The sequence below is a fragment of the Pseudomonas sp. CFBP 13711 genome, from assembly GCF_014842265.1.
GTDB lineage: Bacteria > Pseudomonadota > Gammaproteobacteria > Pseudomonadales > Pseudomonadaceae > Aquipseudomonas.
In genome coordinates this window covers 207,167-230,285 of record NZ_JACYVI010000006.1, presented here as the reverse complement: position 1 = coordinate 230,285, position 23,119 = coordinate 207,167, and the positions used below count along the sequence as shown (strand labels likewise).

At 58.3% G+C, this 23,119-nt stretch carries 23 protein-coding genes; 7 read left to right on the top strand and 16 right to left on the bottom strand.

Translation table 11 applies throughout. From position 1 onward, the window contains the following. The first annotated feature begins 13 nt into the window (after positions 1-13). Positions 14-1,672, top strand: coding sequence for an ATP-binding cassette domain-containing protein (locus IFT47_RS13815; RefSeq protein ID WP_192173180.1), 1,659 nt, complete (start codon positions 14-16; stop codon positions 1,670-1,672). A gap of 882 nt (positions 1,673-2,554) precedes the next feature. Then, positions 2,555-3,073, top strand: a complete 519-nt coding sequence (locus IFT47_RS13810; protein ID WP_192173181.1) for a hypothetical protein — start codon at positions 2,555-2,557, stop codon at positions 3,071-3,073. Positions 3,074-3,109: 36 nt separating this feature from the next. Here the strand turns inward: IFT47_RS13810 and etfB are convergent, their stop codons facing one another. From etfB to IFT47_RS13760, 10 genes are all read right to left on the bottom strand, one after another. Continuing rightward, positions 3,110-3,913 (bottom strand): electron transfer flavoprotein subunit beta, encoded by an 804-nt coding sequence (gene etfB / locus IFT47_RS13805; protein ID WP_192173182.1) that lies wholly within the window; start codon positions 3,911-3,913, stop codon positions 3,110-3,112. After that, positions 3,903-5,123, bottom strand: a complete 1,221-nt coding sequence (gene etfA / locus IFT47_RS13800; protein ID WP_192173183.1) for an electron transfer flavoprotein subunit alpha — start codon at positions 5,121-5,123, stop codon at positions 3,903-3,905. Before etfA ends, etfB begins: the two co-directional genes overlap by 11 nt. Then, entirely contained in the window at positions 5,123-7,084 is a 1,962-nt protein-coding gene (gene dgcB, locus IFT47_RS13795) for a dimethylglycine demethylation protein DgcB (RefSeq protein ID WP_192173184.1), read from the bottom strand. The genes etfA and dgcB overlap by 1 nt, the downstream gene beginning before the upstream one ends. 160 nt (positions 7,085-7,244) lie before the next feature. After that, a complete protein-coding gene (gene dgcA / locus IFT47_RS13790; protein ID WP_192173185.1) occupies positions 7,245-9,305 on the bottom strand; it encodes a dimethylglycine demethylation protein DgcA in 2,061 nt (686 codons plus the stop codon). A 15-nt stretch (positions 9,306-9,320) separates the two neighbouring features. Further along, on the bottom strand, positions 9,321-9,851 hold the full coding sequence (locus IFT47_RS13785; RefSeq protein ID WP_192173186.1) for a 4-vinyl reductase: 531 nt from the start codon (positions 9,849-9,851) through the stop codon (positions 9,321-9,323). Between the two features lie 88 nt (positions 9,852-9,939). Further along, positions 9,940-10,917 carry a dipeptidase gene (locus tag IFT47_RS13780; RefSeq protein WP_074886739.1) on the bottom strand — a complete coding sequence of 326 codons (978 nt, stop codon included), beginning with the start codon at positions 10,915-10,917 and terminating at the stop codon, positions 9,940-9,942. 209 nt (positions 10,918-11,126) lie between these two features. Continuing rightward, positions 11,127-11,594, bottom strand: a complete 468-nt coding sequence (locus IFT47_RS13775) for a hypothetical protein (protein ID WP_192173187.1) — start codon at positions 11,592-11,594, stop codon at positions 11,127-11,129. A gap of 129 nt (positions 11,595-11,723) precedes the next feature. Further along, positions 11,724-12,101: a hypothetical protein gene (locus IFT47_RS13770; RefSeq protein WP_108121072.1), complete on the bottom strand. Its 378-nt coding sequence runs from the start codon at positions 12,099-12,101 to the stop codon at positions 11,724-11,726. Beyond that, positions 12,098-13,057, bottom strand: a complete 960-nt coding sequence (locus IFT47_RS13765; RefSeq protein ID WP_192173188.1) for a hypothetical protein — start codon at positions 13,055-13,057, stop codon at positions 12,098-12,100. Before IFT47_RS13765 ends, IFT47_RS13770 begins: the two co-directional genes overlap by 4 nt. A 9-nt stretch (positions 13,058-13,066) precedes the next feature. Continuing rightward, on the bottom strand, positions 13,067-13,555 hold the full coding sequence (locus IFT47_RS13760; RefSeq protein ID WP_192173189.1) for an Hcp family type VI secretion system effector: 489 nt from the start codon (positions 13,553-13,555) through the stop codon (positions 13,067-13,069). 329 nt (positions 13,556-13,884) lie between these two features. Between IFT47_RS13760 and IFT47_RS13755 the strand changes: the two genes are divergently transcribed. Next, positions 13,885-14,289, top strand: coding sequence for a lysozyme inhibitor LprI family protein (locus IFT47_RS13755; protein WP_192173190.1), 405 nt, complete (start codon positions 13,885-13,887; stop codon positions 14,287-14,289). 47 nt (positions 14,290-14,336) lie between these two features. Further along, entirely contained in the window at positions 14,337-14,756 is a 420-nt protein-coding gene (locus IFT47_RS13750) for a DUF3010 family protein (protein ID WP_192173191.1), read from the top strand. A 241-nt stretch (positions 14,757-14,997) separates the two neighbouring features. Here IFT47_RS13750 and IFT47_RS13745 read toward each other — a convergent pair whose 3' ends face one another. Continuing rightward, complete coding sequence (locus IFT47_RS13745) at positions 14,998-15,954, bottom strand: GlxA family transcriptional regulator (RefSeq protein WP_192173192.1); 957 nt, start codon at positions 15,952-15,954, stop codon at positions 14,998-15,000. A 248-nt stretch (positions 15,955-16,202) separates the two neighbouring features. Between IFT47_RS13745 and IFT47_RS13740 the strand changes: the two genes are divergently transcribed. From IFT47_RS13740 to IFT47_RS13730, 3 genes are all read left to right on the top strand, one after another. Then, positions 16,203-17,090, top strand: a complete 888-nt coding sequence (locus IFT47_RS13740) for a 3-keto-5-aminohexanoate cleavage protein (protein WP_192173193.1) — start codon at positions 16,203-16,205, stop codon at positions 17,088-17,090. Positions 17,091-17,228: 138 nt separating this feature from the next. Then, complete coding sequence (locus IFT47_RS13735; protein WP_192173194.1) at positions 17,229-18,194, top strand: L-carnitine dehydrogenase; 966 nt, start codon at positions 17,229-17,231, stop codon at positions 18,192-18,194. Between the two features lie 222 nt (positions 18,195-18,416). After that, on the top strand, positions 18,417-18,890 hold the full coding sequence (locus tag IFT47_RS13730) for a thioesterase family protein (RefSeq protein WP_192173195.1): 474 nt from the start codon (positions 18,417-18,419) through the stop codon (positions 18,888-18,890). 76 nt (positions 18,891-18,966) lie between these two features. On the opposite strand, the gene fba is transcribed toward IFT47_RS13730, so the two are convergent. The 5 genes from fba to epd all read right to left on the bottom strand — a co-directional run bounded on the left by fba (position 18,967) and on the right by epd (position 23,068). Beyond that, complete coding sequence (gene fba / locus IFT47_RS13725) at positions 18,967-20,031, bottom strand: class II fructose-bisphosphate aldolase (protein ID WP_037018967.1); 1,065 nt, start codon at positions 20,029-20,031, stop codon at positions 18,967-18,969. Positions 20,032-20,152: 121 nt separating this feature from the next. After that, the gene (locus tag IFT47_RS13720) at positions 20,153-20,476 is read right to left on the bottom strand and encodes an MliC family protein (RefSeq protein WP_065991241.1); all 324 of its coding nucleotides are present in this window, start codon (positions 20,474-20,476) and stop codon (positions 20,153-20,155) included. A 110-nt stretch (positions 20,477-20,586) separates the two neighbouring features. Beyond that, entirely contained in the window at positions 20,587-20,814 is a 228-nt protein-coding gene (locus IFT47_RS13715; RefSeq protein WP_192173196.1) for a hypothetical protein, read from the bottom strand. A gap of 24 nt (positions 20,815-20,838) precedes the next feature. Next, positions 20,839-22,002: a phosphoglycerate kinase gene (locus tag IFT47_RS13710; protein ID WP_192173197.1), complete on the bottom strand. Its 1,164-nt coding sequence runs from the start codon at positions 22,000-22,002 to the stop codon at positions 20,839-20,841. A 19-nt stretch (positions 22,003-22,021) separates the two neighbouring features. Continuing rightward, the gene (gene epd / locus IFT47_RS13705) at positions 22,022-23,068 is read right to left on the bottom strand and encodes an erythrose-4-phosphate dehydrogenase (RefSeq protein ID WP_192173198.1); all 1,047 of its coding nucleotides are present in this window, start codon (positions 23,066-23,068) and stop codon (positions 22,022-22,024) included. Positions 23,069-23,119 lie beyond the last annotated feature (51 nt).

Sequence of the window (23,119 nt, the reverse complement as noted above, 5' to 3'; positions counted from 1 at the left end):
GGTAAACCTTCGGATGATAGATTTTATCAGTGAAACACTAAGCTCCAGGAAAAGACTGTTCATAAGCGCCACCGCACTTACCGTTCTATTGAAGCTGTCCACCCTAGCGCCAGCCCTATTGCTGGGGAAGATTATTGATAACCTCTCTGTCGCAGAAGATGTCGCTTCACTCACACTTAGCGATTTACTGATTGTTCTTTGTGGCGCTGTGCTGCTGCAGTCCGTGTTGCACCCGCTTCAGACTTATCAACTGGTGAAGCTCGTGCAGACAACCCTGGCAGACCTCTCCACCGAATGGTCTGAAAAAATACTGGGCAAAGAGTTTGAGCAATTTTCGTCCCTACGGATTGGCGGCCTCATCAAATCCGTGGAGCGAGGAATAACTGCCCACGAGAAGTTTCTGATTTTTTTCATCACATCAGGGTTCCCGCTGCTGATTGAACTGGCTTTGATCGCGATCATCTTTGCCTACTTGGGCGGCGCACTGATGTTCACCACCCTGCTGGGTATTTCTGTTGGCTACATACTGCTATACCACCAGCTGATCTGCTGGCGGCGTCCTTATCTGGTTGCCGTCAATGATGAAGAAGACAGGGTGTCGTCCAAGCTATTCGAAACCCTGCAAGCCGGCAAAATCCTGAAGCTCGAACAGGCTTGCGGCCTCGCCATGAAGCCGCTTCGTCAGAGTTACACGGAGTACGCACACGCGGCAACACGAGTGGCAAGTACCGGTGCTGTTCTCAGCTCGATCAAAGTGTTGTACATCGGGCTGTCCACGGCCGGGCTGCTTGCCTGGGGCGTCAGTGATCAGGCTTCCCTATCCCCACGTTTGTCTGTTGGGGAGCTGGTCGCGGTATTTTCGCTGGCGGGCATGTTTCTCAGTAATTGCAGCGCTTTGGCAGAGGCCTATCGGGCACTGGATCAGTTTTCGGTAGACAGACAGAGGCTTCTGCAAATCTTGTCACTGGAGGATCTTGTAGAGGTACCGCAAGAACCTTTACCTGAACCTTTATCAAGACTGGAATTGGTCGCAGTTGCTCAGGTAACGAACTTTAAGCTCCATTTCACGCCTGACCAATCCGTTGCGATCATCGGGCCCAGTGGTGCCGGCAAAAGCACGCTTTTAGACACGATGGCCGGAACGCTGAAAACACTCCGCCACGCCCTTTCCATAAACGGCAGGACATTACGAGGGTGCGACATTCAGACGTATCTGGATCGGGTTCGCTACTGTCCTCAAGACCCAGTGTTTCTTGAAGGCACATTCAAACACTCTGTGCTCTTTGATCAACCCATGTCAGACCACCTCCCCCGAATCCTTGACGATCTTGGCGTGGCACACCTGGCCGCCTACCGATCAATAGCTGAAGGCGCAGTCAACATTTCCGGAGGCGAAGCAAAGCGACTTTCACTGCTCCGGCTAATCAATCGCCCTGGAGATTTCAACTTGTTCGACGAGCCAACATCGGCTCTGGATCAGGAAACTGCCTTGGGTGTGTGGAGCACTCTGTTCGAGCACTTCCATAAAAGGGGGCTGGTGTGCGCTACCCACGACATGACTGCGCTGTCCCGTTTTGATCGTGTGATTGTGTTGAAAAACGGCGAGGTCATTGCAGACGGCCCCTGGAGCGAATTGCAAAACGACGGGGTCGTTGCGCAGGCGCTGGCGTAGATACGAGGCTGTTGAACCAAACGGCGAGGCTCCTCACCTCCGTGCCGATTGAGGAGATTTACAACGCCATCAGGTTTGAGGATTTGGGGGTATTAGCCCGATTCAATGCCGCTTCGTCATTATTGAGCGGGAATCGTTGATCATTTTTTGAGCATATCGCTCAACGCGCCGGATTCAGGGGCCCATCCCTGACCGCGAACATGTTATCCACAGAAGCACCAACAGCCTATGTGCGTAAGTCTCCCCATCGCTGTGGAAAAGCGTGCAATGGGCGTGATAATGACGGTCAGAGACGCAAACGGACGCGCTAGAGCTGTTATTGGTTAAAATTTGGCCACCATTCCACAGGCCACGGATTACAGGGGCTACAGCGGATCACAAACATCTTATCCACACGCCCGCACACAGAGAATGTGGGTAAGAACACGGACCGCGAGGCCTGGCTTGTGGAAAACACCTATAAGAATCCGCGGGATAGAGCGATCAAAAATTGACCACCTGCCTGAAAGCCACAGTCAACATGGTCTGTAGCAATGGCCGAACAGTTTATCCACAGGCGGATCAACAGCGATTGTGGGTATATGTACATGGACGTTTGGGCCGGTACGTTTAGGAAGCGTCTGACATCCAAGTCCCGGACCGCTCGCTACACTCAGCGCACATCAACCGTCAGCAGGGAATACGCTCATGCATCACTGGACACCGTTCTCACGCAAAGTCGTCATCGAGGCGAACAACAGGCTATCCAAACGTAAGCAAGGAGCCTCGTTCGCTCTGCCCAAAGAATTATTGGGCATTATCAGCTTTAAACCTAAGACTACGGAAGAAATCAGGGAAGCATTCCGATCGGCCTCCCGCAGGCTCCGGCAGGAGTGATTTCATATGATCGAAGAGCGCTACAACTACATCTTCAGCGAGTTAGTAAGCGATGAGGACGACATACTCGGCCAACTGGCCTATTCGGTGTATAAACGTCAAAAAATCGAGTATATCCACGCGTTCAAAGAGAGAAACGGTACTGATCCGCTAGACTGCGATCTCGTTGCGTTCCACGACATCAGCAACAGCAGCTCGCAAATTGAAGCCTATCGAACCCAAGCGACCCGGCTGGCGACAAACTTCCTAGAGTCCTCACTGAGTACCGAAACGGAGGAGTTGGCAGCGTTTTACTCTTCAAGAGCCGCCAACGACATCCGAATGGCGCGGCCAGGGTTCTGGAAGGGGGCTGCGCAGAGCCTCGTTGGCTCGGGCTTGTTCACTTTACTCGTTGGGTGCCTCGTTTTCTTTGCATGGAGTTTGAAACAGGGACCACGTCAGGTCATTGAGCAGGTATTCGACGTTGTGATTGTAGATGCAGATTCCACAAGTCGAAAAATGCAGCCCGATACGCCTCAGTCGTGAACGGAGAAAAGGCGCCATTGTGGCGCCTTTCGGTGTTCAGCGAACCACCCCCTCCTCCACCAACAACTTCAAAATCGCCGCAGCCCCCTCCTGAGCAGTCACCCCTTTGAGCACCTGCCCACCGCCTCCGCTCGCTTTTGCCGTGGCGGCTTTCATACGATCAGCGCCGCTTTTCGCTTTGATGACCTTCAGGCGTTTTGGCCGAGGTTTCGCGGGCGTCAGCTCTGCGCCGGTGAACACTTCGTCGATGACCACCTCGATCTCTTCCACATCCAGCAGACCCCGTTGCGCCGGTCCGTAAGCGCTTTGCCGCGGTTTCGGGGCGGCGTTATCCACTGTTGCCAGGAACGGCAATCGGACCTTGAGTCGACGGCGCTGACCTCGAGGGAGCGCCTGCAGCACTTGGGCGCTGCCGTTGCTCATGGACTCGACCTCGGCCAGGCCCACCACCAGCGGCCAGCCGAGCGTTTCAGCCAGCAAATACGGGAGCATGCCGGAACCTTCGCCCGTCTCGGCCTGACTGCCGGTCAGTACCAGCTGCACGCCCGACTCGCGGATGTAATCCGTCAGCCCAGGCAACGCGTCCGCACCCGGCGGCTGAGCCAGCACATGAAGCTCATCCACGCCCATGCCCAGATAGCCACGTAATGCGGGTTCTTCGGCATCACCCGCATGCAACACGTGCAAGTTATCCCCAGCCAGTTGCAAACCCAGCTCAACGGCACGGGCATCCTGCTCGGCACGACGCTGCCGTCCCGACGTCGGGTGCGCACCGACGGAGACCAGGCTGATTACGTGCAGCGCACCTTTATCCACAGAGACCTCCATTTCAGGCTGCATCGCGCTTTGCCCCATCCCGGTAACTGTCGACCGCTTCAATCAGCGCTTCGAGAATGGCGGAGCTCTCTCCGATCACCGATAGATCGGCCCGCTTGATCATGTCGCAGGTCGGATCGAGGTTGATCGCCACGACCTTGTCGCAGGCACCAATGCCCTGCAAATGCTGGATCGCGCCGGAAATCCCTACCGCCACGTACACCCGGGCAGTGACCCAAGTGCCCGACGCACCGACTTGGCGATCCCGGGTCATGAAGCCATCGTCGACGGCCACACGGGAAGCGCCTTCAGTTGCGCCCAACGCGACGGCGGTGCGGTGAAACAACGACCAATCCTTGACCCCGTTACCACCCGAAAATATGAATTCAGCTTCGGACATGGGGATAAGTGCCGGATCGACCGCCACAGCGCCAAGGTCTTCGATGCGCGGCAAACTGCGCGCGACAGCTGTGGATAACTCGACGGGCAGTACTTCGTGCCGGGTCTCACTGACCGGTTCGGCGCATTCCGCCTGGGCGAGGATCAAGCGTGACACGGGACGCAACAGGTCTTGCGCACCAGCGCCTGCACGACCGATGCACTGTTCGCCAGCCACTTGCCAGACGCGTGTCGACGGCCGCTCTCCCAGACTTGCCGCAAAACGACGACCCAATTCTCCCCCGCCGTTTCGGCTGTCAGGCAGCAACCAGTGATGGGGGTCGAACTGGTTATCCACAGCCCGCAAACCTTGCACACGTTGCTCGGGGGAATAGCCAGTGAACGCATTGCCTTCCAATATCAACAGACGATCGACGCCAGCGGTGTCGAACGCCGTTTCTTTGTGCTCGCCAAAAATGACCGCCAGGACGGCGCCCTCGTTGCCCGCCAGCCCATGGGCCAAGCCCAGCAGGTCTCGGTCGTGGCTGCTCAAACGGCCACCGACCATGTCGGGCACCACAGCGATGTAGAAGGCTGGCGTCGCAATCCGATGCAGCGGCAATTGCACGTCCACCGATGCAGAGCGTTTGACCGCGCCGCCTTGCTGCGCCCCGCTTCGGTCGATGCGTTTGACGCCGTTGGGACCGATAAAGCCGATGCCATGCACATTTTTACGCAGCACCCCGTTGGGGCCCATCCAGCTGGTTTGCGCCGGTTGCATGGCGGCGTGCAGGGGATGCAGCCGGTTTCGTGCAATCCATTCAGCGCGTGGGTCACGGCGGATAATGTCGCTCATCAATGCGCCTCCGCAGGTTCACGTCGGGCCGCTGCCGGTTTTACAGGTGCGGTTTCCTCAAGCAGTGCATCAGCAACGAGTTCGGCGATGTCCTTGATCATCGGCCGCGGCTCGACCACGCCTTCAAGCATCGCGGTGCACTGTGGACAACCCACAGCCACCAGCTCGGCGCCGGTCTCGCGGATGTCATCCATGCGCATGTCAGGGATCCGCTGCTTGCCCGCAATGTCGGTGATCGGCGCGCCGCCACCGCCGCCGCAGCAACGTGAGCGGAAACCGGACCGCACCATTTCCTTGACCTCGATGCCCAGCGCACGCAGCACATCGCGCGGCGCCTGGTACTCGCCGTTGTAACGCCCGAGGTAGCAAGGATCGTGATAGGTGACGCTGGCGCCTTTGTGCGTACCCAGATGCAATGCGCCGTTGCCGATCAGCTCGGCAAGATATGTGCTGTGATGCTGTACGACGTAGTGACCGTCGAACGCACCGTATTCGTTTTTCAGAACATGAAAGCTGTGCGGGTCGCAGGTGACGATGCGCTTGAAGTCGTACTGGGCCAGCGTCTGAACATTGCGTCTGGCGAGCATCTGAAAGGTAGCTTCATCGCCCAGGCGACGGGCCACATCGCCGCTGTCGCGCTCTTCGAGACCCAGCACGGCAAAGTCGACCTTGGCGGCTTTCAGCACTTTGACGAAGGCGCGCAAGGTGCGCTGATTGCGCATGTCGAACGCGCCATCGCCGACCCAGAACAGCACGTCCACGGTTTTCTTGTGGCTCATGACGTCAAGGTTCAGGTCGGCCGCCCAGTTCATGCGTCCGCCCGGCGCGAAGCCGCCCGGGTTGTCCGTCGCGATGAGGTTTTCCAGGACCTCGGCGCCCTTGTTGGGGGTGGCGCCTTTTTCGAGGGTCAGATGCCGGCGCATGTCGACGATTGCGTCCACGTGCTCGATCATCATTGGGCATTCTTCCACGCAGGCCCGGCAGGTCGTGCACGACCATAGGGTGTCGGCGTCGACCAGCCCGTTGACGATGGGTTGATGGGGATTGCCGCCATGCTCGCCGATAGGCTTGCCCTGGCCGTCGAGCGACGGGTAAGGGCTGCCGGCGAAATGGGCATCGGTGCCACCCGCCAGCCCGACGACCATGTCTTGAATCAGTTTTTTCGGGTTCAGCGGCTGGCCGGCAGCGAAGGCCGGGCACGCGGCTTCACACTTGCCGCACTGCACGCACGCATCGAAACCCAGCAGCTGATTCCAGGTGAAGTCCTTGGGTTTTTCTACACCCAGCGGCGCGGTTTTGTCCGTCAGATCGAGGGGTTTCAGCCCCGTAGAGCGGCCACCGCCGAAGCGTTCCGGGCGGCGGTGCCACGCCAGGTGCAACGCGCCAGCGAAGGCGTGTTTCATTGGGCCGCCCCAGGTCATCCCGAGGAACAATTCGCACACACCCCACAGCACACCGATGCCCAGAATGCTCGCCAGCAACCAGCCACCGAAGTTCGCCGGCAGCACGCCCGCGACGGGCAGCGTGACGATAAAGAACGAACCCGAGAACGCCAGCAGGCTTTTCGGCAGGCGCATCCACGGGCCTTTCGACAACCGGCTTGGCGGTTGAAGACGACGCAGGTACATGAAGATTGCGCCCACAAACATCACCGCCGACATCAGCAACAGCGCGTAACCGAGGATGCGGTTATGCAAGCCGAAGCCGTGTACCAGAATCGCCAGGATGATCGACGCAACCGCGCCGCCCGCCGTGGCCACGTGGGTGTTGGCGATGTATTTGTCCCGCGCAACGACGTGGTGCAGATCGACCATGTAGCGCTTGGGCATCGCCAGCAATCCGCCGAGCAGGTCGACCTTGGCGGCACGCCCGTTGCGCCACAGGCTCACCCGCCGCAACGCGCCAAGGACCGCGAGGCCCAGGGCAGCGAAAAGCAGGATGGGAAGAAGGGTGTTTAACATGTGGAGCTCCCAAAGACTCAGGGTCTTGCACGTCGGGATGCCTGACTCGTTTCCCGTGAGGCGAGCTTGCTGGCGAAGCCCTGCTGACATTCAACATGGATGCCGACAGACCCGCCGCTTTCGCGAGCAAGCTCACTCCTACAGGGTTGTGTGCCGGCCGCTAGAAATCCTTGCACAGCCTGAGTGCGTCATAGATCGCCGCATGGGTATTGCGCTGTGCCACGCAATCGCCAATGCGGAACAGCAGATACCCGTCACCCGGCTGACTCAACGACGGCTGCGGCTGAATCGCGAACAGGGCGTCGATGTCGATCTGGCCTTTGTTGCGCGAACCTTCCTTCATCCCGTAGTAGAGCGCTTCGTCAGGACGCACGCCGTTCTCGACCACCACTTGATCGACTACCCGCTCCTCTTTGGCGCCGGTGTATTCGTTCTCCAGCACCGCGACCAGCTTGTCGCCCTCGCGGTAGACCTTTTCCAGCATCATGTCGCCGGTCATGATCACTTCTTTGGGGTACATGCTGCGGTAGTAGGTCGGGAACGACGTACCACCGATGGCAACGCCAGGCTTGATATCGTCAGTAACGATCTCGACCTGGCAGCCTTTGTCCGCCAGGAAGTCGGCCGTGGACATGCCGGTGAACTCGCAAATGGTGTCGTAGACCAGCACGTTCTTGCCCGGCGCAACTTTGCCGTCGAGGATGTCCCAACTGCTGACGACCAACCCTTCGGCCGCGCCCCAATGCTCGTTCTGCTCAATGAACGGATGACCGCCCACCGCCAGCACCACCACATCAGGCCGCAGGTCCATGATGGTCGCGATATCTGCCGCCGTGCCCAAACGCAGATCGACTTTCAAACGCGCCAGCTCCAGTTGGAACCAACGTGTGATGCCGGCAATCTGGTCGCGCTGCGGCGCTTTCGACGCCGTGGTGATCTGTCCGCCGATGGCGTCTTTCTTCTCGAACAAGGTCACGTCATGGCCCCGCTCGGCCGAGACGCGCGCCGCTTCCATCCCCGCGGGCCCTGCGCCGACGATCACCACCTTGCGCTTCACGCCGCTGGTCTTTTCGATGATGTGCGGCACGCCCATATATTCGCGGGACGTCGCGGCGTTCTGAATGCACAGCACATCCAAACCCTGGTACTGACGGTCGATGCAGTAGTTGGCACCGACGCACTGACGAATCTGATCGACCTGGCCCATTTTGATCTTGGTAATCAGGTGCGGGTCGGCGATGTGCGCGCGGGTCATGCCGACCATGTCGACGTAGCCGCCTTCGAGAATACGGGTCGCCTGATTCGGGTCCTTGATGTTCTGCGCGTGCAGCACTGGCGCCTTGACCACTTCCTTGATCCCGGCCGCCAAATGCAGGAATGGCTCCGGTGGATAACTCATGTTCGGGATGACATTGGCGAGGGTGTTGTGGGTATCGCACCCCGAACCCACGACCCCGATGAAGTCGATCATGCCGGTCTGGTCGTAATACTTGGCGATCTCTTTCATGTCCTCGTGGCTCAAGCCATCCGGGTGAAATTCGTCGCCGCAGATACGCAGGCCCACGCAGAAATCAGGCCCCACTTCCTTGCGCACTGCCTTGATCACTTCCAGGCCGAAACGCATGCGGTTCTCGAAGCTGCCGCCCCACTCATCGGTGCGCTTGTTGACCCGCGGGCTCCAGAACTGGTCAATCATGTGCTGGTGCACGGCGGACAACTCAACGCCGTCCAGACCACCGGCCTTGGCACGCGCCGCCGCGCTGGCGTAGTTGCCGATCACGCGCCAGATTTCTTCCGGCTCGATGGTCTTGCAGGTCGCGCGGTGTACCGGCTCGCGGATGCCCGAAGGCGACAGCAGCGTTGGCCAATGATCGCCGTCCCAGCGGGAGCGACGGCCCATGTGGGTAATCTGGATCATGATCTTGGCGCCGTGCTTGTGCATGGCGTCAGCGAGGTTCTGGAAGTGCGGAATGATCTTGTCGGTCGCCAGGTTGACCGATTTCCACCAGCCCTGCGGGCTGTCGATGGCCACGCTGGACGAGCCGCCGCAAATGGCCAGACCGATGCCGCCCTTGGCTTTCTCCTCGTAGTACTTCACGTAACGGTCGGTGGTCATGCCGCCGTCGGTGGCGTAGACCTCGGCGTGCGCGGTACTCAATACGCGGTTGCGTATGGTCAATTTACCGATCTGAATCGGTTGAAACATCGCTTCGAAAGCCATGACGGAAACCTCGACTTACAACGGCTTGACGACAAACAGGCCGTCGTCGTGGCCTTCTTCCGATCCGCCGTAAACCTGCTCGGCCACGGTGCGGATGTTGCTGCCGCTGGCTTCAAGGACTTGGTCCATGGCGCCGGCAAACCAACCGGTGAACATGTAATCGACCTTGCGCCCCACTTTGCCGTAGACGTAAACGAACGCCGAGTGCTCGAGCTTGACGCTGGCGGTGCCTTTTTCCAGATCGATGTCCTGAATCTTGAACAGGCCCCAACCGCGCTGGGACAGACGATTCATGTAGTGCTCGAACACCGCAACGCCTTCGATGCCATGGCATTCGGCTTCTTTCTCGCACCAGTGCCAGGCGGACTTGTAACCGGCCTTGTAGAGGATTTCGGCGTACGCCTCGGCGCCCAGCACTTCTTCGATGCCCATGTGGTTGTTGACGAAGAAATGGCGCGGCACGTACAGCATCGGCAGGGCGTCGGAGGTCCAGACACCGGTCTCGCTGTCGACTTCGATTGGCAATTGCGGGGCGATCTTGGCCATGGAAACTTAACTCCGGGAAATTCGTGTGGAAGCCCTCTCCGCGATGGGAGAGGGAAAAATTCTGTGTTCGGCGAGTGAATCCGGAGGCTTATTCGCCCCAGACATCGCCCAGGATGCGTACCCAGTTTTCGCCCATGATCTTGCGCACCACGCGCTCGGAGTGGCCGCGTTTAAGCAGGGTTTCGGTGAGGTTCGGGAATTCGCCGACGGTGCGGATGCCGAGCGGGTTGATGATCTTGCCGAAGTTGGTCAGGCGCCGGGCGTAGCCTTTGTCGTGGGTCAGGTATTCGAAAAATTCCTGGCCGTGGCCCTGGGTGAAGTCAGTGCCGATGCCGATGGCGTCTTCGCCGACGATGTTCATCACGTACTCGATGGCTTCGGCGTAATCGTCGATGGTCGAATCGATACCCTTGGCCAGAAACGGCGCAAACATGGTCACACCAACAAAGCCGCCGTGATCGGCGATGAACTTCAGCTCGGCGTCGGACTTATTGCGGGGGTGTTCTTTGAGACCCGAAGGCAGGCAGTGGGAGTAGGTGACAGGCTTTTTCGATTCGAGGATGACTTCCTCAGAAGTCTTCGATCCCACATGGGAGAGATCGCACATGACGCCGACGCGATTCATTTCCGCGACGATTTCACGCCCGAAACCCGACAGGCCGCCGTCGCGCTCATAGCAGCCGGTGCCCACCAGATTCTGGGTGTTGTAGCACATCTGCACGATGCCCACGCCCAGCTGTTTGAAAATCTCGACGTAGCCGATCTGATCCTCGTAAGCATGGGCATTCTGGAAGCCGAACAGGATGCCGGTCTTGCCCAGCTCCTTGGCTTTGCGGATGTCGGCCGTGTTGCGCACCTGAATCACCAGGTCGCTGTTTTCACGAATCAGTTTCTGGCTGGACGCGATGCTATTGACGGTCTGCTGAAAACCTTCCCACACCGAAACTGTGCAGTTGGCCATGGTCAGGCCGCCCTTGCGCATGTCTTCGAACAGCTCACGGTTCCATTTGGCAATGATCAACCCGTCAATGACGATGCTGTCGGCGTGTAATTCGGCTGGGCTCATCAGGCGGTCCCCTGGGGTTCTTTAATGGCCGGAAGGTCTGCCGGCGCTTTGGGGTCAGCATATGCCTGAGGGTCGGAGGAGCCGGGTGCAAAAACGACAGGGGAATTGCCGAAAGCGTCAAGAAACGACAAAGGGCATAGGCATGACGACGCAGCAGGTCCTCACGATGATGCAGCCATTCAGGCAGGGGGGGCGCTCTGGGGCGGAATTCAGAAGTCGGGAAGATACGCCCAAACAAAAAAAACGAGGGTGACTAACGTTGTCAATGTGACTAGAGCCACCTGAGCCAACATCATGTATTTGAATTTTTTTGGGAATGTATCGACCTGCTCCAAGTCGATGGCGCCCAGTTTCAGGAACATTTGGGGCCGAAGGAACATCGCGCTTACGATGGCTAATTTTCTGATATCTCCTAGAAACCCGGTCCCGATCTGGAACAAACTAGAGTCCGTGACCGCTAAACAGTTATCCAGTGATTTATTGATCTTGTTTCGCAGATACAACGTTATCAACACCGTATACAACAGAGTGACTACGAAAAGGATACACATCGTCAAAACGATAAAGTCATGATCCGCAGAATGAATGGCGCCACCATGACGATAGTGTCCGCTTCTAATTATCATAACGACCTCCGGGCCGATCGCAAAAAAGCTGCCAGCTACTAATAGCTTCACGCACCCTGCAAATACAACCAAAATACTTATATGCTTACATTAATGATGCCACCCTTTGAAAATAGCTCTCACCAGCGTCGGCTGCTATTTCGGTGCCAATGGAGATATTCTTCAAAGCATATGAAGTCGTTAGAAATCATAAAAGTAGAGCCAGGCACGAAACACCAACATGGCCGTAAAAAAAATGATATTTAGAAAAAACGGCACTACGATCAATAGTTTCCATTTTTTTGGAAAGTCCACTACCTGCCGAACATCAATGACTCCTCGCTTGAGGAACAGCTTAGGGAAAATTAAGATACACGCCACAGTGCCTACCCTATAGACATCTCCGATAAATCCCAAGCCACCAAAAGTGGCCTTGATATCTACAATTATGGAACATCGAGAAAGACGGCTGTCCACCTCGTCCCTTACCCACCAGGTGATGAATAGCAGCACCAATAAGTTCAGGATTCCAGGGATCATTATCGAAGTTGCAACTAGGCCAGGTACGATATCTTTCATTGAGAGACCTCATAGAGTAACTCGCCCGTCATCTCGCCTCCCTTACCTCCTATCTCGCCCCCCAACCAACCCAATATCCCAGCAGTGATGACACCGCAGGCGAGTGCACCCGGACCTGTTGTAAGCCCCAACCCGGTAACGCAAATCACAGTAGCCACTCCCGCGCCGGCCGCAGCGCCCCCTAAATTACCAACCAGCTTACTCCCCTCAACATACTTCGCCTTCGTACACTCATCCTCCCGGCCCGTCGAGCAAGCCGTCTTGATATCAACCGCCGTCGAAGCTGTATCGAGAACTATCCCCACATAAGCTCCTCTTTTTATTAGCTTCGCCGCTTTGGCAACGCCGCTCGTTTTTTCGGCGTAGTGTCTGATCTCGCCAGTGTGCAGGTAGCTTTTAGTTGAGATCCCCAGCATTCGCCGGATTGAGCCTGTGTTCCGCAGTCCTGCTCCCAGACTAAGAAAGCCTTTCAGCAGCTTTTCGAGTTTGTAGAAAAGCTGGCGGCGTTTGGTATAGAACAGATTTCGTTCGATCAGGGTTCCCGAGGCCATGTGTTGCTTATGCAGGGCATCGATGCTGTCGAGCGTGGTCTTGATCTGCTCCAGATGCTTTTCCCAAGCGTCAGCAGCCATTCCGATACCGATTGAGGTATTGCCAAGTAGCCGCGTGATGAGTTCGTGGTTGGCCACGATGAAGTCGTCGCCTCCTGCGTCGTTATCGATGAGGCCCTGATGGGTCATCGTAGCAAGCCTCATGAGTTCGGCTTCTTCAGACGTGCACGCGGAGGTTGAATCATCGGGGACGATGACGATTTCTCCCGCCGCTACGGTGGAATTGCGGATGTGGGCATTAAGCACATCGAACTTATCGGCCGCGCGGCTCCCCAACGGCAGTTTTGCCTTGATAGAAAAATAGGTCTGCATCTGATCATTGATGAAGCTGTAAGGCCGCGACATAGACGACCCTCACGCGCAAATCGTGTTTTTGATGCGGTCCCAACCGCCCGTCACGTTGCCGCCTCCACCACCATCGCTACGACGCTGCTGAACGTAGTTGGTTTTGATACGTCCGTAATCGAGCTGCACCACTTCGCGGGGCACGCCGTCGGTGGCACTGTGGCTGTAGTCAGAAATGATCACTTCCTCTAGCACGATCTCAAAGTACTTGAGCTTTTCGCCGCCAGCGCGGTGCACCGCGATGGTTACTTTTTTGAAATGCTGGCCTGCGCAGCTCGCTTGCATCAGTTTGGCGCTTGCCGAATCAAGGAACTTGGAAAAGTTGAATGTGGTGACAGTGGTCCGGCCCGACGAGGCGCCACCCGCCGAGGTTGCGGTCGCCGATGCGCTCTGATGGGTACCGAAGTTATAGCCGAGGATTTCGATCCAGTTCTTGTGCTGGTCGTCGAGGCTCTCACCCGGAATGCCGTCAAATTGGATAAATGCGTCGAGCGCCATGAGCTCTCTCCCTGAGTTGCTGGGTTATTTGCGTGTGCCGGTTAACGGCGCGGATTGGATCCTACCCAAAGAAACTCGCTACAAAAACCCTGATGGAAAATTTCAGACTTTTCCGTAGGACGGTTCTTTTACCCAGTGGAGATTCGACAAAACTCCCTTCTTGACGTATCAAAAGGCCAAGCATCGCGAGATAAAACGACTGGAAAAGTGTCGAAACCGTCAACAAGCGACGCCGGCTCACGGCGTCCGGACGGTCACCGCATTTGACACCTGTTCATTGCCTCGCGCTTGGGCGAGAATCCAATCCATCTCTGACTCGGAAAGCCCTAATGAAAACCATGTTTCTGGCTCTGGCTCTATTCGCGACAGGCGCACACGCAGCAGCCACTCCGGCCGCCGACCCCTGTGAGGGCCTTGAAGAAGATCAGCAGACGCTTGAGTGCTCGGTATACACCCGCGATACGGCGGAGAAGTTGCTGACCGAGAATGTGCAGAACGTGCTTGAGCGCGTGCAGACGCAGTTCGGGGCGAATAAGGCCCAGGCCGAGGAATTCGCCACCAAACTCAAGGCCGCTCAGGAAGCCTGGAAAAAACTGCGTGACGCGGACTGCGCAGTCGAGGTGTTTCCGGCCAAGCCCGGCACCAAGGAATTCAACATCGATCAGAACGATTGCCTGACCCGCGCCAGCGACGAACGATCGGAGTATCTGGACACCGTCGCGCAGTCTGAGTGATCCCGAATGCGCTACCCTGACGCCCTTCCCGAGCTCAAGGTAGGCACATGAACATCTGCGGCGTAGAAATCAAAGGCAGCGAGGCCATCTTCGCTGTCGCCACTCGCGCATCTGGCGCGCTCGAACACATCCCACTGCCGACCAAAAAGATCGCACTCGAAGACGACGATGAAGCCGTCAACGTGAAAGCGTTCGCTCGCCAGATCGAGGCGTTCGTGCGTGATAACGGCATTGGTCATATCGCGATCAAAAAGCGCAGCAAGAAAGGCGAATTCGCCGGCGGCCCGACGACGTTCAAGATCGAGACCATCTTTCAGCTGCTGGAAGACTGCGACGTCATCCTGCTGTCGCCCCAGACCATTAATGCTCAGATGAAGAAGCACAGCTTTGAACTGCCCGCAGCACTGAACAAGTATCAGCACGAGGCGTACAAAGCGGCGTGTTCGGCGTTGATGAAGACCAAGTAGAAAGGTCTGCATCCGATCGCTTGCTCGGTGGTGGGCCGGGGTTAAATCCGACTGTAGGACCGGCTTTAGCCGGGAAGGCGTCAGGCGCCACCACCTTAAACTGAGGGTGCTCAACCGGGCCTATTCCCGGCTGAAGCCGGTCCTACTGAACGAGCCGGAGCCTGAAGAAGAAGACGAAAGCCGCCCGCCGGGTCATTTATACCGAATTATAGTCGCGACTATAATTCACCATAATTGAGCATCAAACAGCCTTCACCTCGCGCGTGCGCCCTCGATCCTCCCTCGGGCACAGCACAAATCTCGCCCTGTAGCTGCGGGTGAAATACGACGGCGATTCAAACCCGCAGGCGATGCTGACTTCCAACACGCTCATATCGCTCTGGCGCAGCAGTTGCCTGGCTTTTTCCAGCCGCAGGCCGAGGTAGAAGTTGCTCGGCGTGTCGTTCAGGTGCAGGCGAAAGAGCCGCTCCAGCTGACGCCGCGTCACTTGAATCCCCTCGGCCAGTTCCAGCGTGCTCAGCGGCGGTTCGGTGTGCTGCTCCATGACGCCGATCACCTGAACCAGTTTTTTGTTGTTGATGCCGTAGCGCGTGGCGATCTGCATACGCTGGTGGTCTTTGCGCTGGCGTATGCGCCCAAGGACGAACTGCTCGGAGACCTTGATCGCCATGTCCGGGCCATGCGCCTGCCCGATCAGGTCGAGCATCATGTCGATGGAGGCCGTGCCGCCGGCCGACGTAATGCGGCGCCGGTCGATCTCGAACAATTCCTGTGTTGCTTGCAGCCGGGGGTAGGTTTCCTTGAAGGCGTCCAAGGCTTCCCAGTGCAGGGTCAGGCGATAGCCCTCCAACAAACCGGCTTGGGCGAGCACGAAACTGCCGGTGTCGATCGCCCCTAGAACCACGCCTTCCAGGTCCAGCCGACGCAGCCAGTGTTCCAGCGCGCCGGTGTAAAACTTCAGCGGATCGACGCTGCCCATCACCCACAGCGTCGCACCCTTTTTCAGCGGCTCAAGCGCCGCATCGGCGTTAACCGACATGCCGTTGCTGGCAATCACAGGGCCGCCGTCGGCGCTCAAGATGTGCCAGCGAAACAGCTCGCCACCGAAGCGATTGGCGACGCGCAACGGCTCCAGCGCCGAGACGAAGCCCATCATCGAAAAGCCGGGCATGAGCAGAAAGTAGAAATCCTGGGACATCGTTGGCGCGTTCCTTAGGATCGAAGCATATGGGCGATTTGGTCGAAAAGTGATCAGACACGATCGCGTTTCTTGAGCCCGATCATCAAATACACCTCTTGCCGAGGGGCAGCAACAGCACAGGTCGCTGCTGTGCAAGACCGTGTCGCCGCTGTGCGTTTTGAGGGGTTCGCCGCTGCGTAGCTTTGCACCTCAAAAGCGGAATGCAAATGTCCGCGTCACTGCCTGGCCTGCAAGGAACCTCACCCATGAATCACGACGTCATCATCACCTGCGCACTGACCGGTGCTGGCGACACGACCGGAAAAAGCCACCTGGTCCCGATCACGCCCAAGCAGATTGCCGCCGCCGCAGTCGAGGCCGCCAAGGCTGGTGCGACAGTCGTGCACTGCCATGTCCGCGATCCCGAAACCGGCAAGTTCAGCCGTGACGTCGAGCTTTACCGCGAAACCATGGACCGCATCCGTGAAGCCGACATCGACATCATCGTCAACCTGACGGCAGGCATGGGCGGCGATCTGGAAATCGGCCCGGGCGAACGTCCGACCGACTTTGGTCCCGGTACCGATCTGGTCGGTCCGCTGACCCGCCTTGCGCATGTCGAAGCGCTGCTGCCGGAAATCTGCACGCTGGATTGCGGCACCCTCAACTTCGGCGATGGCGACACCATTTACGTGTCCACGCCCGCGCAACTGCGGGCCGGGGCCAAGCGTATTCAAGAGCTGGGGGTAAAAGCGGAGCTGGAGATTTTTGACACCGGCCACCTGTGGTTCGCCAAACAGATGATGAAAGAAGGCTTGCTGGACAACCCGCTGTTTCAGCTGTGCCTGGGTATTCCGTGGGGCGCGCCGGCGGACACCACCACCATGAAGGCCATGGTCGACAACTTGCCTGCCGATGCAGTCTGGGCCGCCTTTGGTATCGGCCGCATGCAAATGCCGATGGCTGCGCAGGCGGTATTGCTCGGCGGCAACGTGCGGGTCGGTCTGGAGGACAACATCTGGCTCGATAAAGGTGTGCTCGCCAGCAACGGCGCACTGGTCGAGCGGGCCAGCGAGATTCTGAGCCGCCTGGGCGCCCGGGTTCTGACCCCGGCCGAGGGCCGCGTGAAGATGGGGCTGAAAAAGCGGTTTTGATCTCCACATAAATCCTACCGTGCAGGAGTGAGCTTGCTCGCGATGGCGGTGGGTCAGTCACACATGCCGCACAGATGAATAGCTATCGCGAGCAAGCTCACTCCCACAAGGGCTTCGACACTTTTTCGAGTAACCGACATGACCTTCATTACCACCATCAAAACCTTCGCGGCCTTGGGCAGCGGTGTCATTGGCAGCGGCTGGGTGGCGCGCGCGCTGGCTCACGGCCTGGATGTCATGGCTTGGGACCCGGCGCCGGGAGCGGAAGCCGCGCTGCGCAAACGCGTCGCCAACGCGTGGCCGGCCCTTGAACAAAAAGGCCTAGCTTCGGGCGCCTCCCAGGAACGTCTGCGCTTCGTCGACACCATCGAAGAATGCGTTCGCGACGCCGACTTCATTCAGGAAAGCGCCCCGGAGCGTCTTGACCTCAAGCTGGATCTGCACAGCAAGATCAGCGCGGCGGCCAAGCCTGACGCAATCATTGGTTCCAGCACCTCCGGCCTGCTGCCGTCGGAGTTTTACGAGAGCGCCACGCATCCGGAACGCTGCGTGGTGGGTCATCCGTTCAATCCGGTTTATCTGCTGCCACTGGTGGAAGTGGTCGGCGGCAAAAACACTGCGCCAGAAGCGGTGCAGGCAGCGATTCAGGTCTATGAATCACTCGGCATGCGCCCTCTGCATGTGCGCAAGGAAGTCCCTGGTTTTATTGCGGATCGCTTGCTGGAAGCGCTGTGGCGTGAGGCGCTGCATCTGGTCAACGATGGCGTGGCGACCACAGGCGAAATCGACGACGCGATCCGATTCGGCGCCGGTCTGCGCTGGTCGTTCATGGGCACCTTTCTGACGTACACCCTGGCCGGCGGCGATGCGGGCATGCGCCACTTCATGGCGCAATTCGGCCCGGCGCTGCAGTTGCCGTGGACCTATCTCCCGGCGCCCGAGCTGACCGACAAGCTGATCGACGATGTGGTTGATGGCACCTCGGATCAGCTCGGTAGCCACAGCATTGCGGCGTTGGAGCGGTATCGCGATGACTGCCTGCTGGCGGTGATTGAAGTGGTGAAAACCACCAAGGCCAAGCATGGGATGGCGTTTGAGGACTGATACGCCAGTGCCCTATCGTCTGAACTAGGGCCTTCGCGAGCAAGCTCACTCCTCCAGGAGATCGGGAAATACTGTTGATGTGCACCCGAAATTTCGCGGTGTGGCGCTTGCCGTCTTCCCGGATAAAGCCGGTCCTGCATGGGTTCACGCAAGACCTGTGAGAGTGAGCTTGCTCACGAATAGGCCCGTTCAGCTCACCAATATTTCAGCCATGGGAATCCTATGCCAGCGCTTATTACCTTCAAAACCCCGGTCCTCGCCGATTGGGTGGACTACAACGGTCACCTCCGCGATGCCTTTTATTTACTGATTTTCAGCTTCGCCACAGACGCCTTCATGGACCGAATCGGCCTCGCCAGTGACGATCGGGACGCGAGCGGCCACTCGCTGTTCACGCTCGAAGCACATATCAACTTCCTGCACGAAGTGAAGCTCGGGGAAGTGGTGGAAGTGCGTACGCAAATCATCGGACACGACCGCAAGCGGGTGCAGCTTTATCACGGGCTTTACAAAGCAGAAGGGGATGTCGAGTTGGCAGCGAGCGAGCAGATGCTGTTGCATGTGGATCTGGCCGCCGGGCCGAAGTCGGCGCCGTTCAGCGAAACGTCACTGCAGGCGTTGCGATTGTTTACTGAAGCACAGCGTGACCAGCCTGACCCAATGTATGTCGGCCGAGTCATCGGACTGCCGAAATAACCTTCGCGAATCACAGCCACAAAAAAGCCCGCATCGCTGCGGGCTTCTTCATTGCTGCAAATCGATCAGAAAACGATCAGTTCACTTTGGCGTTCAGCTCGCCCTTGGCATAACGCTCGAACATCTTCTCCAGAGAGATCGGCTTGATCTTGGAGGCGTTGCCGGCGGTGCCGAATGCTTCGTAACGGGCGATACACACGTCGCGCATGGCCGATACAGTTTTTGCCAGGTACTTGCGTGGGTCGAACTCGCTCGGGTTTTTCGCCATGAACTCGCGGATGGCACCGGTGGACGCCAGACGCAGGTCGGTGTCGATGTTGACCTTGCGCACGCCGTGCTTGATGCCTTCAACGATTTCTTCGACCGGCACGCCGTAGGTTTCTTTGATGTCGCCGCCGAACTCGTTGATGATTTTCAGCCATTCCTGCGGAACGGAAGAAGAACCGTGCATCACCAGGTGGGTGTTCGGGATGCGCTTGTGGATTTCTTTGATGCGCTCGATCGCCAGAATGTCGCCGGTAGGCGGCTTGGTGAACTTGTAAGCGCCGTGGCTGGTGCCAATGGCGATGGCCAAGGCATCGACCTGGGTTTTCTTGACGAAATCAGCTGCTTCTTCCGGGTCGGTCAACATCTGGCTGTGATCCAGCATGCCTTCTGCGCCGACGCCGTCTTCTTCACCGGCCATGCCGGTTTCCAGCGAACCCAGAACGCCCAGTTCGCCCTCAACCGAAACGCCGCAGGCGTGAGCCATGGCGACGGTTTCCTGCGTCACGCGAACGTTGTACTCGTAGTCCGCAGGGCTTTTGCCGTCTTCGCGCAGCGAACCGTCCATCATGACCGAGCTGAAGCCCAGCTGGATGGAACGTTGGCAGATGGCCGGACTGGTGCCGTGGTCCTGGTGCATGACCACCGGGATGTGCGGGAATTCTTCGATTGCCGCCAGGATCAGGTGGCGCAGGAACGGGGCGCCAGCGTATTTGCGCGCACCGGCCGAAGCCTGAACGATCACCGGAGAATCGGTCTTGTCGGCCGCTTCCATAATGGCGCGCATTTGTTCCAGGTTATTCACGTTGAATGCAGGGACGCCGTAACCGAATTCGGCTGCGTGGTCCAACATCTGGCGCATGCTGATAAGTGCCATTGTCTGTCTCTCTCCCGGTGGGGTCGTTAATCGTGCGTGCCGTATTGGCGGCTATTCAAATTATAGGGGTCGATTGCTCAGTCATCGTCCCGGTGCAGCCTCGCTCGAACTGCTCGGCCCTTTACGGCGCCTTGCAGCCACGACCGATCAAATCGTTGGTAGCGTCCCAGTAGACCAGGCCTTCGCTGCCTTTGTTGTCGAACGCCAGCACGCCGTTACTGTAGAGCGCGCCGGAAGCTCCGGGCGACGCTTGCAGACGGAATACCTGCTCGCTCTGATTGAGGCGTACATCGACCTCTTTCTTAGCGGCATCGGCGTACTTCCAGAAAATCTCGGCTTTGCTGTCGCAGACCCAATGGGTCCAGGGGGCTGCCGGTTCCGAAGCCTTCATGCTGGCGCAACCGCTCAGCAGCATCAGTGTCGCAAGGGCTAACAAGCCTTTCATTACTACTCCTGAATCGCCTGCATCGCGCGACGGATGTCGATCATGGCAGGGGCAATGCTGTTCCTGTATTCCGGCGCACCGTCAGCTGAGAATCAGTGGTCGACTGAAAATCAGTGACAGGGGACTGGTCCCATGGCAGGCATGAATTCGTATTTTTCCCAGACCTCAGGCCCGCCACGCTTGTAAACGATCGGTACGGTTTCCGCCTGCCAGCCCGCCTGATAGCAGCTGACCTGAAGCAATCCCGGTGCCGCGCTGGACGCCGTCTCCGCTTCAGGCTTGCTTGCGCAGCCGACCAGCAAACCCGCCATGATCAACAGCGGTAATGGCTTGACCATTTCACTCCCCTTCACCTTGGCCGGTCAGGCCTTGGCGCGTTGTTCCAGAACTTCCACAGCAGGCAGAACCTTGCCCTCGACGAACTCGAGGAACGCACCACCGCCTGTAGAGATATAGGAGATTTTGTCGCCTACACCGTATTTGTCGATGGCGGCCAACGTATCGCCGCCGCCTGCGATCGAGAAAGCAGAGCTCTCAGCGATTGCATGAGCCAGCGTCTTGGTGCCTTCGCCGAACTGATCGAACTCGAATACGCCGACCGGGCCATTCCAGAGAATAGTCTTGGAAGATTTCAGCAGTTCGGCGAAGTGCGCAGCTGTTTGAGGACCGATGTCGAGGATCATGTCGTCCTCGGCCACATCGGCGATCAGCTTGACGGTCGCTTCCGCATCGGCGGCGAATTGCTTGGCAACCACCACGTCCACCGGCAAAGGCACGCTGACCTTGGCGGCGATGGCTTTGGCGGTCTCAAGCAGGTCAGGCTCGTACAAGGATTTGCCAACCGGATGACCTGCCGCTGCCAGGAAAGTATTGGCGATGCCACCGCCGACGATCAGCTGATTGCACTTCTGGCTCAGGCTGTTGAGCACGTCCAGTTTGGTGGAGACCTTGGAGCCGGCCACGATGGCCGCCATTGGTTGGGCCGGATTGCCAAGGGCCTTGCCCAGCGCGTCCAGTTCGGCTGCCAGCAAAGGACCGGCCGCAGCGATTTTGGCGAACTTGGCCACGCCGTGGGTCGAGCCTTCCGCACGGTGGGCGGTGCCGAAGGCGTCCATCACGAACACTTCACACAAAGCGGCGTACTTCTGCGCCAGCTCGTCAGCGTTCTTCTTTTCGCCCTTGTTGAAGCGCACGTTCTCGAACAGCACGATATCGCCCGCCTTGACGTCGACACCGTCCAGGTACTCCGTGACCAGCGGCACTTCACGACCGAGCGCCTTGCTCAGGTAGTCAGCAACCGGCTTGAGGCTGTTCTCGGCGGAAAACTCACCCTCGGTGGGGCGACCCAGGTGGGAGCAGACCATGACGGCTGCGCCTTTCTCCAGCGCCAGCTTGATGGTGGGCAGCGACGCGAGAATGCGGGCATCGCTGGTCACCACGCCGTCTTTGACCGGAACGTTGAGGTCTTCGCGGATCAGTACACGCTTACCTTGCAGATCGAGGTCGGTCATCTTCAACACGGTCATGAGGCATTCCCTGTTTTTACTATTGTTTATGAATGGTGTGCAGGTAGTGATCGGCGACATCCAGCATGCGATTGGCAAAACCCCACTCGTTGTCGAACCACGCCAGGATGTTCACCAGCCTGGGGCCCGAGACCCGCGTCTGGCTGGCATCAATGATGGCCGAGTGCGGGTCGTGGTTGAAATCGCAACTGGCATGCGGCAATTCGGTATACGCCAGCAGTCCCTTCAGCGGGCCGCGGGTGGCGGCCTCGCGCAGGATGCGGTTGATCTCGACGGCATCGGTATCACGGGCGACCTGCAGCGTGATGTCCAGGCACGAGACGTTCACCGTCGGCACACGAACTGCTTTGGCCTGAATTCGGCCGGCAAGTTCCGGAAGCAGCCGCTCGATGCCGCGCGCCAGACCAGTGGACACCGGGATGATCGACTGAAAAGCCGAACGCGTGCGGCGCAGATCCTCATGATGATAGGCGTCGATCACCGGCTGATCGTTCATCGCCGAGTGAATCGTGGTGATGGTGACGTATTCGAGGCCCAGTTCGCGGTTCAGCAGGTCGAGCAATGGCACGCTGCAATTGGTGGTGCACGACGCGGCAGACACCAGCCGCTCATCGCCCGTCAGGGCTTCCTGATTGATGCCATAGACGATGGTGGCGTCGACGTCGGCTTCACTGGCCATGGGCTGGGAAAACAACACCCGTGGCGCGCGGGCTGAAAGAAAGCGCTCGCCGTCAGCACGGGTGTTGTAGACGCCGGAGCATTCGAGCACCAGATCCACGTCGAGGGAGCCCCAGTCGATGCCTTCCGGCGTCGCGCTGCGAAACACTTTGATGACGTGATCGTTGATGTGCAGAAAATCGCCTTCGACCCGCACTTCGCCGGGAAACCGGCCGTGTGTGGAGTCAAAGCGCGTGAGGTATTCGAGACTGGCCATGTCGGCCAGGTCATTGATTGCCACCACTTCAAAGCCCGCCTTCGCACCTCGCTCGCACAGCGCGCGCAGCACGCAGCGGCCGATACGACCGTAACCATTGAGGGCGACTTTATAAGGGCGTGGCTGGGGCATGGGGTTCTCAACATCTTGAGTGGTACAGAGAACCTGCAGGCGCGCGGCTCT

What these genes read in the sequence shown, in the direction of transcription:
- IFT47_RS13815 (WP_192173180.1), top strand. Translation starts at nt 14, where the DNA reads ATGATAGATTTTATCAGTGAAACACTAAGCTCCAGGAAAAGACTGTTC.
- IFT47_RS13780 (WP_074886739.1), bottom strand. Translation starts at nt 10,917, where the DNA reads ATGAGCCCAGCCGAATTACACGCCGACAGCATCGTCATTGACGGGTTG.
- IFT47_RS13730 (WP_192173195.1), top strand. Translation starts at nt 18,417, where the DNA reads ATGCCAGCGCTTATTACCTTCAAAACCCCGGTCCTCGCCGATTGGGTG.
- IFT47_RS13710 (WP_192173197.1), bottom strand. Translation starts at nt 22,002, where the DNA reads ATGACCGTGTTGAAGATGACCGACCTCGATCTGCAAGGTAAGCGTGTA.
- IFT47_RS13750 (WP_192173191.1), top strand. Translation starts at nt 14,337, where the DNA reads ATGAACATCTGCGGCGTAGAAATCAAAGGCAGCGAGGCCATCTTCGCT.
- IFT47_RS13810 (WP_192173181.1), top strand. Translation starts at nt 2,555, where the DNA reads ATGATCGAAGAGCGCTACAACTACATCTTCAGCGAGTTAGTAAGCGAT.
- dgcA (WP_192173185.1), bottom strand. Translation starts at nt 9,305, where the DNA reads ATGGCTTTCGAAGCGATGTTTCAACCGATTCAGATCGGTAAATTGACC.
- IFT47_RS13735 (WP_192173194.1), top strand. Translation starts at nt 17,229, where the DNA reads ATGACCTTCATTACCACCATCAAAACCTTCGCGGCCTTGGGCAGCGGT.
- IFT47_RS13745 (WP_192173192.1), bottom strand. Translation starts at nt 15,954, where the DNA reads ATGTCCCAGGATTTCTACTTTCTGCTCATGCCCGGCTTTTCGATGATG.
- IFT47_RS13715 (WP_192173196.1), bottom strand. Translation starts at nt 20,814, where the DNA reads ATGGTCAAGCCATTACCGCTGTTGATCATGGCGGGTTTGCTGGTCGGC.
- IFT47_RS13755 (WP_192173190.1), top strand. Translation starts at nt 13,885, where the DNA reads ATGAAAACCATGTTTCTGGCTCTGGCTCTATTCGCGACAGGCGCACAC.
- etfB (WP_192173182.1), bottom strand. Translation starts at nt 3,913, where the DNA reads ATGCAGCCTGAAATGGAGGTCTCTGTGGATAAAGGTGCGCTGCACGTA.
- epd (WP_192173198.1), bottom strand. Translation starts at nt 23,068, where the DNA reads ATGCCCCAGCCACGCCCTTATAAAGTCGCCCTCAATGGTTACGGTCGT.
- etfA (WP_192173183.1), bottom strand. Translation starts at nt 5,123, where the DNA reads ATGAGCGACATTATCCGCCGTGACCCACGCGCTGAATGGATTGCACGA.
- IFT47_RS13765 (WP_192173188.1), bottom strand. Translation starts at nt 13,057, where the DNA reads ATGTCGCGGCCTTACAGCTTCATCAATGATCAGATGCAGACCTATTTT.
- IFT47_RS13760 (WP_192173189.1), bottom strand. Translation starts at nt 13,555, where the DNA reads ATGGCGCTCGACGCATTTATCCAATTTGACGGCATTCCGGGTGAGAGC.
- IFT47_RS13740 (WP_192173193.1), top strand. Translation starts at nt 16,203, where the DNA reads ATGAATCACGACGTCATCATCACCTGCGCACTGACCGGTGCTGGCGAC.
- IFT47_RS13770 (WP_108121072.1), bottom strand. Translation starts at nt 12,101, where the DNA reads ATGAAAGATATCGTACCTGGCCTAGTTGCAACTTCGATAATGATCCCT.
- IFT47_RS13785 (WP_192173186.1), bottom strand. Translation starts at nt 9,851, where the DNA reads ATGGCCAAGATCGCCCCGCAATTGCCAATCGAAGTCGACAGCGAGACC.
- IFT47_RS13720 (WP_065991241.1), bottom strand. Translation starts at nt 20,476, where the DNA reads ATGAAAGGCTTGTTAGCCCTTGCGACACTGATGCTGCTGAGCGGTTGC.
- fba (WP_037018967.1), bottom strand. Translation starts at nt 20,031, where the DNA reads ATGGCACTTATCAGCATGCGCCAGATGTTGGACCACGCAGCCGAATTC.
- dgcB (WP_192173184.1), bottom strand. Translation starts at nt 7,084, where the DNA reads ATGTTAAACACCCTTCTTCCCATCCTGCTTTTCGCTGCCCTGGGCCTC.